This is a genomic window from Luteimonas sp. 9C (genome assembly GCF_902506295.1).
In the GTDB taxonomy this organism is placed as follows: Bacteria; Pseudomonadota; Gammaproteobacteria; order Xanthomonadales; family Xanthomonadaceae; genus Luteimonas.
In genome coordinates this window covers 409268-423597 of the sequence record NZ_LR733312.1, presented here as the reverse complement: position 1 = coordinate 423597, position 14330 = coordinate 409268, and the positions used below count along the sequence as shown (strand labels likewise).

At 69.1% G+C, this 14330-nt stretch carries 15 protein-coding genes; 6 read left to right on the top strand and 9 right to left on the bottom strand.

The genetic code is table 11. The annotated features are described in order from the left end of the window. Window positions 1-54: 54 nt before the first annotated feature. The 4 genes from CURTO8I2_RS01855 to CURTO8I2_RS01840 all read right to left on the bottom strand — a co-directional run bounded on the left by CURTO8I2_RS01855 (window position 55) and on the right by CURTO8I2_RS01840 (window position 5665). The gene (locus tag CURTO8I2_RS01855; RefSeq protein WP_201295457.1) at window positions 55-732 is read right to left on the bottom strand and encodes a class I SAM-dependent methyltransferase; all 678 of its coding nucleotides are present in this window, start codon (window positions 730-732) and stop codon (window positions 55-57) included. After that, the gene (locus CURTO8I2_RS01850) at window positions 729-2087 is read right to left on the bottom strand and encodes an amino acid permease (RefSeq protein WP_159678197.1); all 1359 of its coding nucleotides are present in this window, start codon (window positions 2085-2087) and stop codon (window positions 729-731) included. The genes CURTO8I2_RS01855 and CURTO8I2_RS01850 overlap by 4 nt, the downstream gene beginning before the upstream one ends. A gap of 225 nt (window positions 2088-2312) precedes the next feature. Beyond that, window positions 2313-3248, bottom strand: a complete 936-nt coding sequence (locus tag CURTO8I2_RS01845) for a ribonuclease H-like domain-containing protein (RefSeq protein WP_159678195.1) — start codon at window positions 3246-3248, stop codon at window positions 2313-2315. Next, window positions 3245-5665: a DEAD/DEAH box helicase gene (locus tag CURTO8I2_RS01840; protein ID WP_236551108.1), complete on the bottom strand. Its 2421-nt coding sequence runs from the start codon at window positions 5663-5665 to the stop codon at window positions 3245-3247. The genes CURTO8I2_RS01845 and CURTO8I2_RS01840 overlap by 4 nt, the downstream gene beginning before the upstream one ends. A gap of 168 nt (window positions 5666-5833) precedes the next feature. Between CURTO8I2_RS01840 and CURTO8I2_RS01835 the strand changes: the two genes are divergently transcribed. The 3 genes from CURTO8I2_RS01835 (at window position 5834) to CURTO8I2_RS01825 (ending at window position 7220) form a co-directional block, all read left to right on the top strand. After that, complete coding sequence (locus CURTO8I2_RS01835) at window positions 5834-6373, top strand: type 1 glutamine amidotransferase domain-containing protein (RefSeq protein WP_159678191.1); 540 nt, start codon at window positions 5834-5836, stop codon at window positions 6371-6373. Between the two features lie 22 nt (window positions 6374-6395). Further along, complete coding sequence (locus CURTO8I2_RS01830; protein WP_159678189.1) at window positions 6396-6788, top strand: MAPEG family protein; 393 nt, start codon at window positions 6396-6398, stop codon at window positions 6786-6788. 195 nt (window positions 6789-6983) lie between these two features. Next, window positions 6984-7220, top strand: coding sequence for a hypothetical protein (locus tag CURTO8I2_RS01825; RefSeq protein ID WP_159678187.1), 237 nt, complete (start codon window positions 6984-6986; stop codon window positions 7218-7220). Window positions 7221-7702: 482 nt separating this feature from the next. Here the strand turns inward: CURTO8I2_RS01825 and CURTO8I2_RS01820 are convergent, their stop codons facing one another. Continuing rightward, window positions 7703-7930, bottom strand: coding sequence for a hypothetical protein (locus CURTO8I2_RS01820; protein ID WP_159678185.1), 228 nt, complete (start codon window positions 7928-7930; stop codon window positions 7703-7705). Between the two features lie 690 nt (window positions 7931-8620). Between CURTO8I2_RS01820 and CURTO8I2_RS01815 the strand changes: the two genes are divergently transcribed. After that, window positions 8621-8998, top strand: a complete 378-nt coding sequence (locus tag CURTO8I2_RS01815) for a DUF1428 domain-containing protein (protein WP_159678183.1) — start codon at window positions 8621-8623, stop codon at window positions 8996-8998. A gap of 208 nt (window positions 8999-9206) precedes the next feature. On the opposite strand, the gene CURTO8I2_RS01810 is transcribed toward CURTO8I2_RS01815, so the two are convergent. Continuing rightward, entirely contained in the window at window positions 9207-10028 is an 822-nt protein-coding gene (locus tag CURTO8I2_RS01810; protein ID WP_159678181.1) for a hypothetical protein, read from the bottom strand. A 119-nt stretch (window positions 10029-10147) separates the two neighbouring features. Next, window positions 10148-10651 carry an MgtC/SapB family protein gene (locus CURTO8I2_RS01805; protein ID WP_159678179.1) on the bottom strand — a complete coding sequence of 168 codons (504 nt, stop codon included), beginning with the start codon at window positions 10649-10651 and terminating at the stop codon, window positions 10148-10150. Window positions 10652-10888: 237 nt separating this feature from the next. Here CURTO8I2_RS01805 and CURTO8I2_RS01800 point away from each other — a divergent pair, with 237 nt between their 5' ends. Then, window positions 10889-12001 (top strand): alkene reductase, encoded by a 1113-nt coding sequence (locus CURTO8I2_RS01800; RefSeq protein WP_159678177.1) that lies wholly within the window; start codon window positions 10889-10891, stop codon window positions 11999-12001. A gap of 46 nt (window positions 12002-12047) precedes the next feature. On the opposite strand, the gene CURTO8I2_RS01795 is transcribed toward CURTO8I2_RS01800, so the two are convergent. Together CURTO8I2_RS01795 and CURTO8I2_RS01790 are read right to left on the bottom strand one after the other, a co-directional pair. After that, window positions 12048-12437, bottom strand: coding sequence for a hypothetical protein (locus tag CURTO8I2_RS01795; RefSeq protein ID WP_159678175.1), 390 nt, complete (start codon window positions 12435-12437; stop codon window positions 12048-12050). A gap of 108 nt (window positions 12438-12545) precedes the next feature. Next, complete coding sequence (locus tag CURTO8I2_RS01790) at window positions 12546-12908, bottom strand: hypothetical protein (RefSeq protein ID WP_159678165.1); 363 nt, start codon at window positions 12906-12908, stop codon at window positions 12546-12548. A 160-nt stretch (window positions 12909-13068) separates the two neighbouring features. Here CURTO8I2_RS01790 and CURTO8I2_RS01785 point away from each other — a divergent pair, with 160 nt between their 5' ends. Then, window positions 13069-14175 carry a calcium/sodium antiporter gene (locus CURTO8I2_RS01785; protein WP_236550972.1) on the top strand — a complete coding sequence of 369 codons (1107 nt, stop codon included), beginning with the start codon at window positions 13069-13071 and terminating at the stop codon, window positions 14173-14175. Window positions 14176-14330 lie beyond the last annotated feature (155 nt).

Below are 14330 nucleotides of genomic sequence, written 5' to 3'. Positions count from 1 at the left end.
TGCGATGGGGATGCTGCGATGCGCCGCCGGCGGTGGCCCGCAACGCGGACCCGCTCAGCGCGCCGGCACGGTCCACAGATAGATGCGGGTGCCGTCGATCTCCTGCGTCTGCTCCGGCTCCCACTGGTCGGCCATGTCGAAGGCATGGCTGACGATGCGCGTGCCCGGCTTGAGTTCGGCCAGCAGCTTCGGACGCAGCTTCACGTTGAGGCTCTGCAGCAGGTAGAGCGTGACCACGCTGGCCTCGCTGATGTCCTCCTCGAACAGGTCGGCTTCCTTGAACGTCACCAGATCGGTGACGCCTGCGGCCTCGGCGTTCGCATTCGCCTCGCGCACGCGCACCGGGTTGATGTCGATGCCGACGCCGCGCACGCCGAAGCGCTGCGCCGCCGCGATCGGAATGCGGCCATCGCCCGAGCCCAGGTCGTAGAGCACGTCGCCCGCCTTGACGCCGGCGAGGTTGAGCATCGCGTCGACGACGGGCTCGGGTGTCGGCACATAGATCACATCGGGTTCGCGTGCCGGCGCCGCCGCGCCCTCTGCATACGGCGAATCGGGGCCGATCGCGGCAGTGACGGTGTGCGTGGTGTTCATCGCCGCGCCGTCGTCCATCGTCGACGGACGGTCGGCGCTGCCGTCGACCGGCGCGTCGGCGTCCGCCGCCCGGTCGGTGCAGGCCAGCAGGAACGGCGCGCAGAGGGCGAGTGCGAGCAGGGTCTTGTGCGACTTCATGGCGGTGTCTCCTCGGAAAGCGGGTTCGGTTCGAACAGCAACAGCAGCACGGCGCCGACGGCGAGCACGGCGACGCCCACGAGCGCACCGCGACCGGTGTAGGCCAGGCTGGAATACAGCAGGTAGGCACTGGTCGCGCAGAACAGCAGCGGCAGCACCGGATACAAGGGGACGCGGAACGGACGCGGCAGATCGGGGTCGCGTCGGCGCAGCACGAACAGCGCGATGCCGACCAGCAGGAAGAACAGCCAGAACACCGGCGCCGTGTATTCCACCGCGACCTCGAAGCCGCCGCGGGCGAACGCACCGAGTGCGACCAGCGCCAGTGCGAGCACGCCCTGGGTGACGATCGCCGCGCGCGGTGCACCGCTGCGGGCATCCCATCGCCCGATGAAGCCGAGCGCCGGGAAGTCGCGACCGACGGCGTACACGCTGCGCGCGCCGGTGATCATCGTCGCGTTCGCCGACGTCAAGGCCGCAGCGACGACGATCACGCTCATCAGCACCGCGCCGGTCGGCCCGAACACGCGCCCCATGACTTCGGCCGCGACCGCGTTGTGTTCGGCCATCCCGCCGAGTCCCAGCACCTTCAGGTAGGCCAGGTTCACCAGCACGTACAGCGCTGCGACCGCGATCAGGCTCAGCACCAGCACGCGCGGCATCCAGATCTTCGCGTCGCGCACTTCGGACGTCACGTAGACCGCTTCGTTCCAGCCGCCGTAGGTCAGCAGCACGAACACGAGGATCAGGCCGATCGCACTGTCGCCGCCGCTGCCGGGCACCGGCGCGATGTCGGTCGGCGCGAATGCCAGTCCGGCGACGACGATCACCAGCACGCCGGCGATCTCGGCGATCGTCAGCCAGGTCTGCACGGTCGCGCCCTGGCGCGTCCCGATCCAATTGATGCCCGTCAGGCCAATCACCGCTGCGGCGGCGTACAGCGCCGACGACCATGGCCCCAGGTCGAACAGCTGGGCCATGTAGTCGCCCACGATGAAGCAGAGCAGCGCGATCGAGCCGGTCTGGATCACCGACACGCGCGCCCATGCGAACAGGAACGCCGGGCGCAGACCGTAGGCGCGGCGCAGATAGCTGTAGTCGCCGCCGGCCTGCGGATACGTCGTCGCGAGTTCGGCGTAGCACAGTGCACCGACGATCGACAGGAGGCCGCCGACGATCCACGCCGCGAGCAACACGAACTCGGTGCCCGATGCGCCGGCGATCAGCGAAGGCGTGCGGAAGATGCCGGCGCCGACCACGATGCCGATGGTGATCGCGAACGCGTCACGCGCACGGAGTGTGGCGCGCGGTGATACTGGGTCGGCCGTCGCCGGCCGGCGTTCGCGTCTAGCCATGGGGCTCCAGAGTGGCGCGGGACACCGCTGCCGGTCGGCAGGCGGATCGGACTGCTGGGCCGCCTGATTCAAGCATCGTCGCGATTCAGACCACGTGAACACAAGCCTGCGCGTGATTCCGCGGGCGCGCGCCTGTGCGCGACCGGACTTGACCGGGAACGTCCGATCGCGCGCACGCGCGCCTGCAGATGCCCACCGACGTGTCAGCCATCCGATGCGCTCGACTCAGTCGAAGGCCCAGTCCGTCACCGGCGCGTCCACGGCGTCCGGCACGACCACCGTGTCGACCGCCGCCTCGTCGCGCATCACTTCGAGCACGCCGAACAGGCTGCGCAGGTCCTGCGCGTTGTGGAGGCCCACGCGCCGCAACTTGTCCGCGCTGCCGCCGCGCAGGTAATCCAGCCATGCGGCAGGCGCCTCGCTGCCCGGCAGATCGTCCTCGCGCAGCACACCGAGCAATTCGCGCTCCACCGTCGCCAGCTTGCAGTTGGCCCAGACGCCGCGATAGCGCCGCCGCACCGGATGCAAAAGGTCGACATGCCGCAGCTCCACCATCGGGTCGCGCAGGCGCGCGAGGCGATAGCGCGTGGTCAGCAGCGGCCGGTCGTAACTGCGGCCGTTGTAGCTGACCAGCACCGTGTCCGGGCGGAGCCACGTCGAGAAGGTCTTCAGCATCTCGCGCTCTGCGCCCAGCGTGGTGATGCACAGCTGGCGGATGCGCAAGCCACCGTCATTGAAGTCGGCGGCGCCGATCATGAAGGCGCGCGTGCCGGTGCCGCCGGCGAGGCCGGTGGTTTCGGTGTCGAAAGCCAGCAGGTCCGCACGCAGTGCGGGTTGGTGCCGGATGTCGTAGAGCGCCAGCTCATGGTCATCGTGCGCCCAGGGCGCGGTCTGCTCGAGATACCGCAGGCCGGGCGCGATTTCTGCGCCGGGCAATGCGCGATCGATCGGCCCGGTCGGGCGCGTGGCCGGCGTCGCCACGCGCAGTTTCATCAGCTTGCGCAGTTGCGCGACGACCTCTTCCGGCGAACGTGTGCCATCGGCGCGCGGCCAGTGCGGCCGCCGCGCGGTCGCCGGCATCGGCGGTGTCGGCGTCACTGACGGCAAGGCGGTGCCGGCCTGGGTGCGCAGCATGCCGAGGCGTTTGGCCAGTGCACTCATGCGATGCGTTGCGGCGCGTGCGCCAGCAGGTCGATCACGCGTGCGGCCAGCTGGCGCGGCGTGCGTTCGGCATCCTCTTCCGACGCGAGAATGGGGCCGACGCACGCCGGGCAGCCGGCGCGGCAGCCGCAGCGGTCGATCAGCGCGGCCGCCTGCGCGAGCAGTTCGTCGCGCCGCTCGTGCAGCGGCGACGACAGCCCCACGCCGCCGGGATAGTTGTCGTAGAGATAGAGCGTCGGCGTGAACCGGCCGATGCCGTCGAAATCCAGCGCGGCGCCTTCACCGTCGCGCAACTGTCCACGGCCGCGCTGGTCTGCGGTGGCGAACCAGGTGCCATCGCCGCTGCCCACCGCCTTCTGCAGATCGCGGCTCTCGGCCATCACCGCGACCTGCGCGACCAGATGCAGCGCATACGACGCGCCGAGGAATCCATCGAGCGCCTCGTGGCGCGCCTCGAACGCACGGTCCAGCGCCTGCTGCGGCAGCTGCCACCACACCGCGCTCGTATGCAGCTCCTGGTCCGGCAGGTTCACCGGCCCGTAGCCGATGTTCTCGTGGGTGTGGAAGCGGATTTTCTTGTAGCCCGATACGCGCCGCACCACGTGCACTTCGCCCAGGTGTGCACTGCCCTGCCCGGCATCGGCCTGTTCTTCGTCATCGAGCACTTTCAACTTGGTGTAGTCGATCGCGTCGGTGTAGTAGTCGACCGTGGTGCGGGTGACGTAGGCCTTGCGGCCTTCCCAGTCGAGGCGCTCGACCTGGAAGGGCTCGGACTGGACCATGTGGATCGCGCCCTCGTACAGCGTGAGCGCGGCGGCCGAGTAATCGACCTCGGCAATGATCGTCTGCCGGCCATCGGTGCGGTCGACGACGACGAAGTTGCCGTCGGCGACCGAACGGAGGTTCACCGCCTGCGCCGGATAGCTGTCGGCGATCCACTCCCAACGGTCGCCCTCGTGATGCAGCACGCCGGATTCGGCCAGCACCTCCAGCCACGGCAGCGGCGCGACGGGTCCAAACATGTCGCCGTCGACGAACGGCAGCTCGAACGCGGCGCAGCGGATGTGGTCGAGCAGGATCAACGGCTGGTCGGGTTCGATGCGCGCATGCTCCGGATTGGCCTCGGCGAAGAACTCTGGATGCCGCACCACGTACTGGTCCATCGGTTCGGAGCTCGCGACCAGCACGCCGACCGACGGCTGCTGCCGACGACCGGCGCGGCCGAAACGCTGCCACGTCGCCGAGATGCTGCCCGGATAGCCGTTGAGCACCACGACATCGAGACTGCCGATGTCGACACCGAGTTCCAGCGCGGACGTACTGACGATGCCGTCGATGCTGCCGGCGCGCATCTCGCGCTCGGCCGCACGGCGTTCGGTCGGCAGGTAGCCGCCGCGATAGGCGCGGATGCGCTTGGGCTTGCGCGGGTCGTGGTCGAAGATTTCCTTGAGGTACTTGGTCAGCACTTCGACCATCAACCGCGTCTGGCAGAACACCAGGGTCTTGAGCCCGGCGCGGATCGCCATGCGCGCGATGCGGTTGGATTGCGAACGCGCCGACGCGCGCAGGCCGAGATCGGGATTGATCACCGGCGGATTCCACAGCAGCACGTGCTTATCGCCGCGTGGCGCGCCGGATTCGAGAATCGCCTCGAGCGCGGCGTCGTCCACTTCCACCAGCGCACGGCCGTGCTCGCGCGCATTGCCGATCGTCGCCGAGCACAGGATGAACTGCGGGGTCACGCCGTAGAACGCGCAGACGCGCTTGAGCCGGCGGATCACGTTGGCCACGTGCGAGCCGAACACCCCGCGATAGGTGTGGATCTCGTCGATGACCACGTAGCGCAGGTTCTCGAAGAACTGCGCCCATTTGGTGTGATGCGGCAGGATCGCCTGGTGCAGCATGTCGGGATTGCTGACGACGATGTCGCCGTTGATGCGGATCGCCTGGCGCGCGTCGCCGGGCGTGTCGCCGTCGAAGGTCGCCGCGCGCAGGCCCAGGCTCCCGGCCGCGTTGAGCTCCAGCAGTTCGGCCACCTGGTCCTGCGCCAGCGCCTTGGTCGGAAACAGATACAGCGCCTTGCTGCGCGCGGTGATCGCCGCCGACAGCACCGGCAGCGTGTAGCACAGCGATTTGCCCGACGCCGTGGGCGTGGCGACGACGAGATGGCGGCCGGCCCGGGTGGCCGCCCACGCGTCGGCCTGGTGACGGTAGAGCCGATCGATCCCCCGGCTGCGCAGCGCGCGCGCCAGCGCTTCAGGCACATCGTCGGGTAAGGGCGCGTAGTCGCCGGCCTGCCCCGGCAGCAGCAGCGTGCCGGTCACGCGACCGGGGTACTTCGCCGCGAGTTTCGTGGCCAGCGCGCTGCCGGACACGGCGTCGCCGGTGGTCGCCAGTGCCTGCACAGGCTTGAGGATCGCGTTCAAGGGCCTGCTCCGGCGCAGTCGATAACGGGGCGCAGCGTGGCTGCCGGGCGTCTCACGACGCGAGACTGCGCCGGACGACGTGACCTGCCGCCACTTCACGGCGGTGAGACTCCACGGCGCGCAGCATCGACGGTTCTTTCCACTCCCCCGGAGACTCCCATGCAGAATCTCGACGGCAAGAAGATCGCCATCCTCGCCACTGACGGCTTCGAACAATCCGAACTCGAGCAGCCGCTCAAGGCGCTCAGGGACGCGGGCGCGCATGTCGACGTCGTCTCGCCGGGCGACGCCAGCGCGATCAAGGGCTGGGACCAGAAGGACTGGGGGCGCAGCGTCGACGTCGATGTCGCGCTTGCCAAGGCCGATCCCGGCCACTACGACGCGCTGGTACTGCCCGGTGGCCAGATGAATCCCGACATCCTGCGCGCCGACAAAGAGGCGGTCGCCTTCGTGCGCGCATTCGGCGACGCCGGCAAGCCCGTGGCGGCCATCTGCCATGGCCCCTGGCTGCTGGTCGAAAGCGGGTTGGCGAAGGGCCGCAAGGTCACGTCGTGGCCGTCGGTGAAGACGGACCTGGTGAATGCGGGCGCACACTGGGAAGATTCGGAGGTCGTCGTCGACGGCAACCTGATCACCAGCCGCAAGCCGGACGACATCCCGGCGTTCAACGAGGCGATCGCGAAGGCGGTCGCGAACTGACTTCACTTCTGGAGACGGCACGATGACGATCGAACTGCAGATGCTCGGCTGGGCGATCGTCCTCGGCCTCCTCCATATCGGCGTCGCTGCCGCGTTCGCCACCGCGCAGCGCGGCATACGCTGGAATGCCGGCAACCGGGACAGCGCCGATACCCCGCCGCTGAGTGGCGCCGCCGTGCGCACGGCGGCCGCGAGCCGCAACTTCCTCGAGACCTTCCCGTTGTTCGCCGCCGCAGTGCTCGCGGTGGTGCTCGCAGGCCGCGCCGATGCCGGGACTGCGCTCGGCGCACAGGTCTACGTCTGGGCACGCATCGCCTATCTGCCGATCTACGCCATCGGGATTCCCTACCTGCGCTCCGCCGTCTGGGTGGTGTCGTTGTGGGGCACCATCCAGGTGATCAAGCCGCTCTTCTGAGCTCCGCTGCAGCATCGGGTACGCCCGACTGCACGCATCTGCGCGCGCGCAGCTTCGATCGATCTTCGCTCCGCCGCGACACGCCGCGCCCGGCGCTGAACACGCCCGCGGTGTCATCGAAATTGCGTATGCGATTCACGGGAACGAGACGAATCGGACCGTAGCCTGCGCGCTCCCTACAGGCAGTACCCCCGCATGAAGCACGACTCGGACCGCACCCTCGTGATCTCGCTCGGCCGCAACGGCCGCGCGTCGTATCCCGAACGTCCCTGGGAAGACATCGAGCCGGTCCTGCGTCGCATGTGGGAGTTCGACGGCCGCCTGCGCGCCTGGCAGGACGTGCGCGCCGAAGTCCAGGCCGCCTGGCGCGCGAGTGACGATCTGACCGCACCACGCACCCGCCGCATGCAAGAGCGCAGCCGCGCCGCCTGACGCGTGGACGCCTCTGGCGTCTGCAATACACGCTGCGCCGCAGCGCTTCGACGCGCTTGAGCATCCGCTTGCCTTGCTCCCCGGTACGCAGAAACTGCATTGCGCGGAAACTGCGCGCAGAGTTTGCGGTGACCAAGTGTTGCGATGACGCAGCGCGAAGCTTTCCCTCGGATCAGCGGAGCCTCCAGCGGCGAGGCCACCTGTCGCGCGCCGTGTTGGCATCAAGGGTTCCCGGGGACGTGGGCCGCCACACGTCCGCGCCCGGTGGCGACGCAAGATCAGGATTCCCGGTCAAGGCGCCCTGCAACGCACGACATGCGCGGAGACAACACGTGCCCGTGGTGGGTGCGCACGCGCCAACACACCGTTCGCATGCATAGGGAAAAACACGCAGCGCGCCGGTATCGACAGCGTCGAATGCCGCGGGGCGCCGGACGCCGTCCCGAGTGACGAGCGGGCCGGCACTGCCGGCCCGCGCTGTGTCAGCGGCGGTACACCGCTGCGTTGATGCAGGCGAAGATGCTGACCACGAACCAGCCGAACGGCAGCAGCGACACCGTGAGCAGCCAGGTGATCGCGAAGGCGATGCAGGCGGCAGCGAACCACAGGATCGCCGACAGGATGCGCCCCTGCACCAGTTGACCGAGGCCGGGGACGAAGAAACTGCAGATCGCGGCGATGACGTTGCCAGCCGAACCCTGTGCGCTCATGGAGAAGCTCCGGAAGAATCGAGATTGGTGACAATGGTCGCGCAGAAATCTGAATGGGTGCGTGAAGGGAGAGCGTTGCAAGCGCGCGCCGTATCCGCTGGTTCGTATGCGCATGCGCCACGCGCCGCTGATGGTGCGCGTGGCGCGATCGCTTCGACTTGAGGAAGGTCACGACCGGCGTTCCACGGATCTCAGTGCCGCTGGCGCGTCGGGCTGCCCAGCGCGTCCAGCTGCAGCTGCGTGTCACGACGTCCACGCGCGCGGCACCCGCGACCTGCGCAGGCTGCGCCATCTCCGCAATGCAGGAAAACACTGGCTCTACGGTCGACGGCGTCGCCGCACGATCGACGTCCGGTGCGACGCATCCCACTATGGCGTGCGTTGCGTGGCGTGGACCGGATCGGCCCCTTTCGCATCGGCGCGCTCGATGCCCGCATTGCACTGCGACCGGCGCGAGCGTACCGGCCCCCTCGCGTGCTGCCGGTCGCGGCGCTGGCGTGGCCCCTGCCCGTGCCCCGACGCGTTCGATTCGAGTACGTGACCCGGCGGATCACGAGCACAGCGGCCGGTGCACTGAATGCGGTACGGCGGGATGTCGAAATGCGGGACGTCCGGTCGTCGCCCTGGAGGCAAGCCGCTGGAGACTGTGGCGACGCACCCGCGCATCCGCGCCCCGACAGGAGTTCCGACATGTCCTACATCGATGGTTTCGTCATCGCCGTGCCCACTGCCAACAAGCAGAAATTCGTCGAACACGCCAAGACCGGCGATGCCTTCTTCATGGAGCTGGGCGCGACGCGGGTGCTCGAGTGCTGGGCCGACGACGTGCCCGACGGCACGCTCACCGATTTCCGCAAGGCGGTGCAGGCCCGCGATGACGAGACCGTGGTGTTCTCGTGGATCGAGTGGCCGGACAAGGCGACGCGTGATGCCGCGTTCGCGAGGATGATGGATGGCAGCGATCCGCGCATGGACCCGCAGAAGAATCCGATGCCCTTCGATGGCAAGCGGATGATCTACGGCGGGTTTGCACCCGTGGTGGAACTCAACGCGAAAGACGTGCGCTGAAGCGACGGCAGCGACTTCCAGCGGTATCGCGCGCGGCCGGCGGCCGCTGGCAGTGAGCCATGCGGCCATGTTCGGAATCGGTCCGTACAGGCATTGCCGTCCACCAAGGCGCGCGGTGCGGTCCACGTGGCGCGTTTGACGCGCAGGGGTCCGGACACCAGAAGGGCGCACCTCACGGCGCGCCCTTCTGGCTCAACTGCCGGCGTACTCAGCCGACGCGGAACCGGTCGGTGTCGTCGCGGCCGCTGTTGCCGCGCACGTAGCCGCCGCCGGTGTACCGGTCATGCGACACGTAGGCATCTTCCACGGCCGCCTTCGCGCGGTCCCAGTCGAGCGGCGAGTCGCCACGACGATGCGTCCAGTCGCGTTCCAGCTCGGCCGCCAGGCTGTCGTCCCATGCCCGGTCCGCGTGTCGGGTCCGCGCATAGGCGCCGTAGCGATACGCCGGCTGGTAATGCGCGTAGTCCGCATCGGCATCGCGATACGGCGCGCGCTCGAACGCATCGGCGTAGTAGGCGTCACTGCGCTCGTACAGATCGTAGGTGCGGTCGGTACGGTCCCATGCATCCTGGACCGCCGGCCGCGCGTCGTCCCACGCCAGACGCGATTCGCCGCGCGCGGTTTCCCACTCCTTCCGCAGCGACGCTTCCGACTCGCCCCAGTCGCGGGTGCGATCGGCTTCGCGTGCCTGCAGGCCGAAGCCGTAGGCCGGCGCGTAGTCGCGGTCGTAGTCGTGATCGGCCTTGACGTAATCGCGTTCGCGATGCGCGTCGCGCCAGTATTCGGTTTCGCCGGTCGGATCGATGCGCTCGGCAACGCCCTTGCCGACAGCGGCGCCGGCGATCACGCCGATGGCCGCGCCGATCAGCGTGCCCACGGGTCCGAAGACCGTGCCCGCTGCCGCGCCGGCCGCCACACCGCCGGCCGTGCCGCCGACGCCCACGCCGACCGGATGTGCGCCGGGGGTCTTGCTGATGGGGTCGCGGTTGAGATCGCGGCCGCCGTCCTGGATATCGTCGTGCTTGCTCATGGGGGGAAATCTCCGCTTGCGTTGGGTTCGAACCCACACCGTGCGTGGCATCGGATGAAACCGCCGTCGCGAAATGCCCAATAGGCGATGGAACCATTCAGACCCGTGTGGCCTGCGCATCACACGTCGCGCGGCACATCGCCGTGACCAGCCGGATCCTTGCGCTGCAGCCGCGGCACTGCGCCGACGACGAGCAAGGCCATCACGGTGGTCACCAGCGCGACCATCTCCTGACCCATGCCTGCCGCCATGCCGATCGCCGCGGTCATCCACACACCCGCCGCCGTGGTGAGACCTTCCACGCGGCCGCCCTTGTCGAGCTTGAGGATCGCACCGGCGCCGAGAAACCCGATGCCCGACACGATGCCCTGCATGACGCGGGTGACATCGCCGCCCTCGATGCCGCTGAGCAGCGGGGCGAGGACGAACAGTGCCGAGCCGATCGATACCAGGATGTGCGTCTTGAGGCCCGCGGCGCGGCCCTTGTGTTCGCGCTCCCAGCCCACCATGCCGCCCAGCACCGCGGCCACCAGCACGCGCACGACGATGGTGGTCGCGGTATCCACGTCCGGCAACGCGAGTTCGCGGGCCACCGAGGCGCCGATCTGTTCGAGCACGCTCATCGCGGCAGCGCGCCGGCATGGCGGATGGCGTTGCAGGCGAAGGGTCGCGGCATGTGGCGTTCACTCGGGGACGGAAATACGGACGCTAGCGGCTGCGCGGTCGGTCGCGGGTGAGGACGCCGCGACGGGCGTGGCGCACGCTGCCGCAACGAAGCATCCCGCGCGTCGCAACGCCGCTGCGCTTGAAAAGTGCGCCGGCGCCAGCAGTTCAGGCGCTTACCGACCGGAACTCCTCCCATGCCGACCCTTTTCGATCCCCTGACCGCTGGCGCCCTGTCGCTGGCCAACCGCGTCGTCATGGCGCCACTGACGCGCAACCGCTCGCCCGATGCGATTCCGCAGCCGCGCACCGCGCTCTACTACGCGCAGCGCGCGACCGCGGGCCTGCTGGTCACCGAGGCGACCGCGATCTCGCATCAGGGTCAGGGCTATGCCGATGTGCCGGGCCTGTATGCGCCGGCGCAACTCGAAGGCTGGCGACGCGTCACCGACGCCGTCCACGCCGAAGGCGGTCGCATCGTCGTGCAGCTGTGGCATGTCGGCCGCATCTCGCATACGTCGCTGCAACCGGGCGGTCAGGCACCGGTCGCGCCGTCGGCGATCACCGCCAAGAGCAAGACCTTCATCCACGACGCCGAGGGCAACGGGACCTTCGTCGACACGTCGGCGCCACGTGCGCTCGAACTCGACGAGCTGCCCGGGATCGTCGAGGACTACCGGCGCGCCGCGCGTGCCGCGGTCGACGCCGGATTCGACGGCGTGGAGGTGCACGCCGCGAACGGCTACCTCATCGACCAGTTCCTGCGCAGCGGCAGCAACACCCGCACCGACGCCTACGGCGGCAGCGTGGACAACCGCGTGCGCTTCCTCGGCGAAGTCATGCGCGCCGTGGTCGAGGAGATCGGAGGCGATCGCACCGGCATCCGGCTCTCGCCGGTGACGCCGGCCAACGATGCGCACGACCCGGACCCGCAGCCGCTGTTCGCGCATGTGGCGAAGGTGCTGGCACCGCTCGAACTCGCGTTCGTGCACGTCATCGAAGGCGCGACCGGCGGCGAGCGTGACTACACGCAGGGCGACGCGCCGTTCGATTACGCGGCGTTGAAGGCCGCCTACGTGCAGGGCGGTGGCCGCGGCGCCTGGATCGTCAACAACGACTACGGCAAGTCCGATGCGGATGCCGCGATCGCATCGGGACATGCCGACGCCGTGGCCTTCGGCCGTCCCTTCATCGCCAATCCCGATCTGGTCCGGCGTCTGCGTGAGGATGCACCGCTCAATACGCCCGACCAGGCGACGTTCTACGGCGGCGGCGACGCCGGCTATACGGACTATCCGACGCTCGACTGAGCGTCGCGGCGCGCGCCGCCGGCAGATGGCGGCGCGCGAGACCCCGTCAGAAGGGACGCGGTACCGGGGCGGTCTGGAATTCCTGCCCGGTTACGGGATCGCGTGCCCGCCCGGGCACGACTTCCTGTGCACCCGGCACGATGCGGCCCTGTGCATCCCGCACCTGGGTCGGCATCACCCGGGGCGTCACCGGCGGGTTCGCCCGCATGGTCGGCTGCGGACGCACCTGCGGCGCAGGGCCGGTAGAAGGAATCGTGCCCGGCGGCATGCCCCGCTGCGACGGCGTCGCCGGTACGGCCGGTGGCGCAGGCATCGCCGCCGGTTGCGTGGATGGACGCGCAGGCGGGTTCGGCTGCTGGAGCTGTTGGGCGAACACCGGCGCCGATGCGAGCGCGAGTAGCATCGGCACACCAAGCTTGAGGATGGGACGGGTCATGACGCCTCCGGGGCGCGAGTGAGCGCCGACCCTATGGCGCGCGCGATGCAAGCGCCATGAAGGTGCCCCGGTCATCGCCGGGCCCGCAGGCCCGGCGATGCGTGCGGTTCAGTCCACGCAGATCGTCGACGCGACGCCGTCGCGCACGCGCTGCTGGCAGCCGAAGGAATTGGTGTCCACGCTGCAGGCGCCACCGACCTTGGCGCCGTCGGTCGTGCCTTCTGGCGCGATGCACTGGCCTTCGCACTGCTGGCTGTCACTGCAGGCCTTGCCGGCGTCGGTGGTCTGGCGCAGGCACTGCTTGACCGGTGCGCGGCCGAGCTGGGTCCACTCGCCGCCGACGCGGGCGCAGTCGGCCTCATGGGTCACGGTCGCCGTGTCCGGGCCCCCGTGGGTGGCAGACCGTTCGGTTGGCGCGGCACAGGCGACCAGGGTGGCGGCGAACAACAGCGGCAGGATGCGCTTGAACATGGGGGCGTCCGGACAGGAGGGACCGCGAGTCTAGCGGCGGCGATGTGAAACGCGGGAAGGCGCCGCGCAGCCGGTGCCGTGCACGTACACGCCGTCGCACGGTCGCGTGAATACCATGCACCGACGCGATCCACGCCATCTCCTCGATCCGGGACACCCCATGCTGAATGTGCTGCTGTTCGTCGCCGGCCTCGTCGCCCTGGTCGGCGGTGCCGAACTCCTCGTCCGCGGCGCCTCGCGCCTGGCGCTTGCATTCGGCATCTCGCCACTGGTGGTCGGCCTGACCATCGTCGCCTTTGGCACCAGCGCGCCTGAAATGGCGATCTCGGCCGGCGCGGTGCTGGGCGGGCAGACCGATCTCGCCGTGGGCAACGTGGTCGGCAGCAACATCTTCAACGTGCTCTTCGTGCTCGGCATCAGTGCACTGATCGCGCCGCTGGTCGTACACCGCCAGGTCATCCGCCAGGAAGTGCCAATCCTGATCGGCGCCTCGCTGCTGCTGGCAGTGCTCAGTCTCGACGGTCGGTTGACCCTGTTCGACGGTGCGCTGCTGCTGGGCCTGGTCATCGCCTACACGGTGTTCCTGGTGGTGCAGTCGAGACGCGAAACCCGGGACGCCGGGGTCGCCGCACACGGCGATGCGCCTGCGAACGAATACGACACGGCCCTGCAGACGCCCCGCGGCGGCGCCCGGCTGCCGGTGCAGCTGGCGCTGATCGTCATCGGCCTGGGCCTGCTCGTCGTGGGCTCGGACTGGCTGGTGACCGCGGCGGTCGCCTTCGCGACGGCGCTGGGTGTCAGTGATGTCGTGATCGGCCTGACCATCGTCGCCGCGGGCACGTCGATGCCCGAAGTCGCCACCTCGATCGCCGCGGCCATCAAGGGCGAGCGCGACATCGCCGTCGGCAATGCGATCGGCAGCAGCACGTTCAACATCCTCGGCTGCCTGGGTCTGTCGGGACTGCTCGCCGGCAGCGCCGGCCTGGTGGTGCCACCGGCGCTGCTGGCGTTCGACCTGTGGGTGATGGTGGCCGTCGCGCTGGCCTGTCTGCCGATCTTCCTGTCGGGTCGCGAGATCGCCCGCTGGGAAGGCGGCGTGTTTCTCGCCTACTACGTGGCCTACGTTGCCTACCTGATCCTGGCCGCGCAGTCGCACGCCGCCCTGCCCGCGTTTTCCAGCGTGATGATGGGGTTCGTCGTACCGCTGACGGTGATCACGCTGGTCGTCGTGCTGATCCGGCGACCGACCGGCGCACCCGCGCACTGACGCCGGACGCGAGGGGCGTCAACGCCCCGATGTCGCATGGCGACATCGGACGGCACGCCGTCCCACGACAACGCGACGGCAACGACGCCGGACCATGCCATCCGGCCTATTGACTACAAATGTCGTCAGGTGCAATCTTGCTGACACGTGTAGTC

What these genes read in the sequence shown, in the direction of transcription:
- CURTO8I2_RS01825 (WP_159678187.1), top strand. Translation starts at nt 6,984, where the DNA reads ATGAAGCACGACTCGGACCGCACCCTCGTGATCTCGCTCGGCCGCAAC.
- CURTO8I2_RS01855 (WP_201295457.1), bottom strand. Translation starts at nt 732, where the DNA reads ATGAAGTCGCACAAGACCCTGCTCGCACTCGCCCTCTGCGCGCCGTTC.
- CURTO8I2_RS01805 (WP_159678179.1), bottom strand. Translation starts at nt 10,651, where the DNA reads ATGAGCGTGCTCGAACAGATCGGCGCCTCGGTGGCCCGCGAACTCGCG.
- CURTO8I2_RS01830 (WP_159678189.1), top strand. Translation starts at nt 6,396, where the DNA reads ATGACGATCGAACTGCAGATGCTCGGCTGGGCGATCGTCCTCGGCCTC.
- CURTO8I2_RS01820 (WP_159678185.1), bottom strand. Translation starts at nt 7,930, where the DNA reads ATGAGCGCACAGGGTTCGGCTGGCAACGTCATCGCCGCGATCTGCAGT.
- CURTO8I2_RS01815 (WP_159678183.1), top strand. Translation starts at nt 8,621, where the DNA reads ATGTCCTACATCGATGGTTTCGTCATCGCCGTGCCCACTGCCAACAAG.
- CURTO8I2_RS01790 (WP_159678165.1), bottom strand. Translation starts at nt 12,908, where the DNA reads ATGTTCAAGCGCATCCTGCCGCTGTTGTTCGCCGCCACCCTGGTCGCC.
- CURTO8I2_RS01785 (WP_236550972.1), top strand. Translation starts at nt 13,069, where the DNA reads ATGCTGAATGTGCTGCTGTTCGTCGCCGGCCTCGTCGCCCTGGTCGGC.
- CURTO8I2_RS01810 (WP_159678181.1), bottom strand. Translation starts at nt 10,028, where the DNA reads ATGAGCAAGCACGACGATATCCAGGACGGCGGCCGCGATCTCAACCGC.
- CURTO8I2_RS01835 (WP_159678191.1), top strand. Translation starts at nt 5,834, where the DNA reads ATGCAGAATCTCGACGGCAAGAAGATCGCCATCCTCGCCACTGACGGC.
- CURTO8I2_RS01850 (WP_159678197.1), bottom strand. Translation starts at nt 2,087, where the DNA reads ATGGCTAGACGCGAACGCCGGCCGGCGACGGCCGACCCAGTATCACCG.
- CURTO8I2_RS01795 (WP_159678175.1), bottom strand. Translation starts at nt 12,437, where the DNA reads ATGACCCGTCCCATCCTCAAGCTTGGTGTGCCGATGCTACTCGCGCTC.
- CURTO8I2_RS01845 (WP_159678195.1), bottom strand. Translation starts at nt 3,248, where the DNA reads ATGAGTGCACTGGCCAAACGCCTCGGCATGCTGCGCACCCAGGCCGGC.
- CURTO8I2_RS01800 (WP_159678177.1), top strand. Translation starts at nt 10,889, where the DNA reads ATGCCGACCCTTTTCGATCCCCTGACCGCTGGCGCCCTGTCGCTGGCC.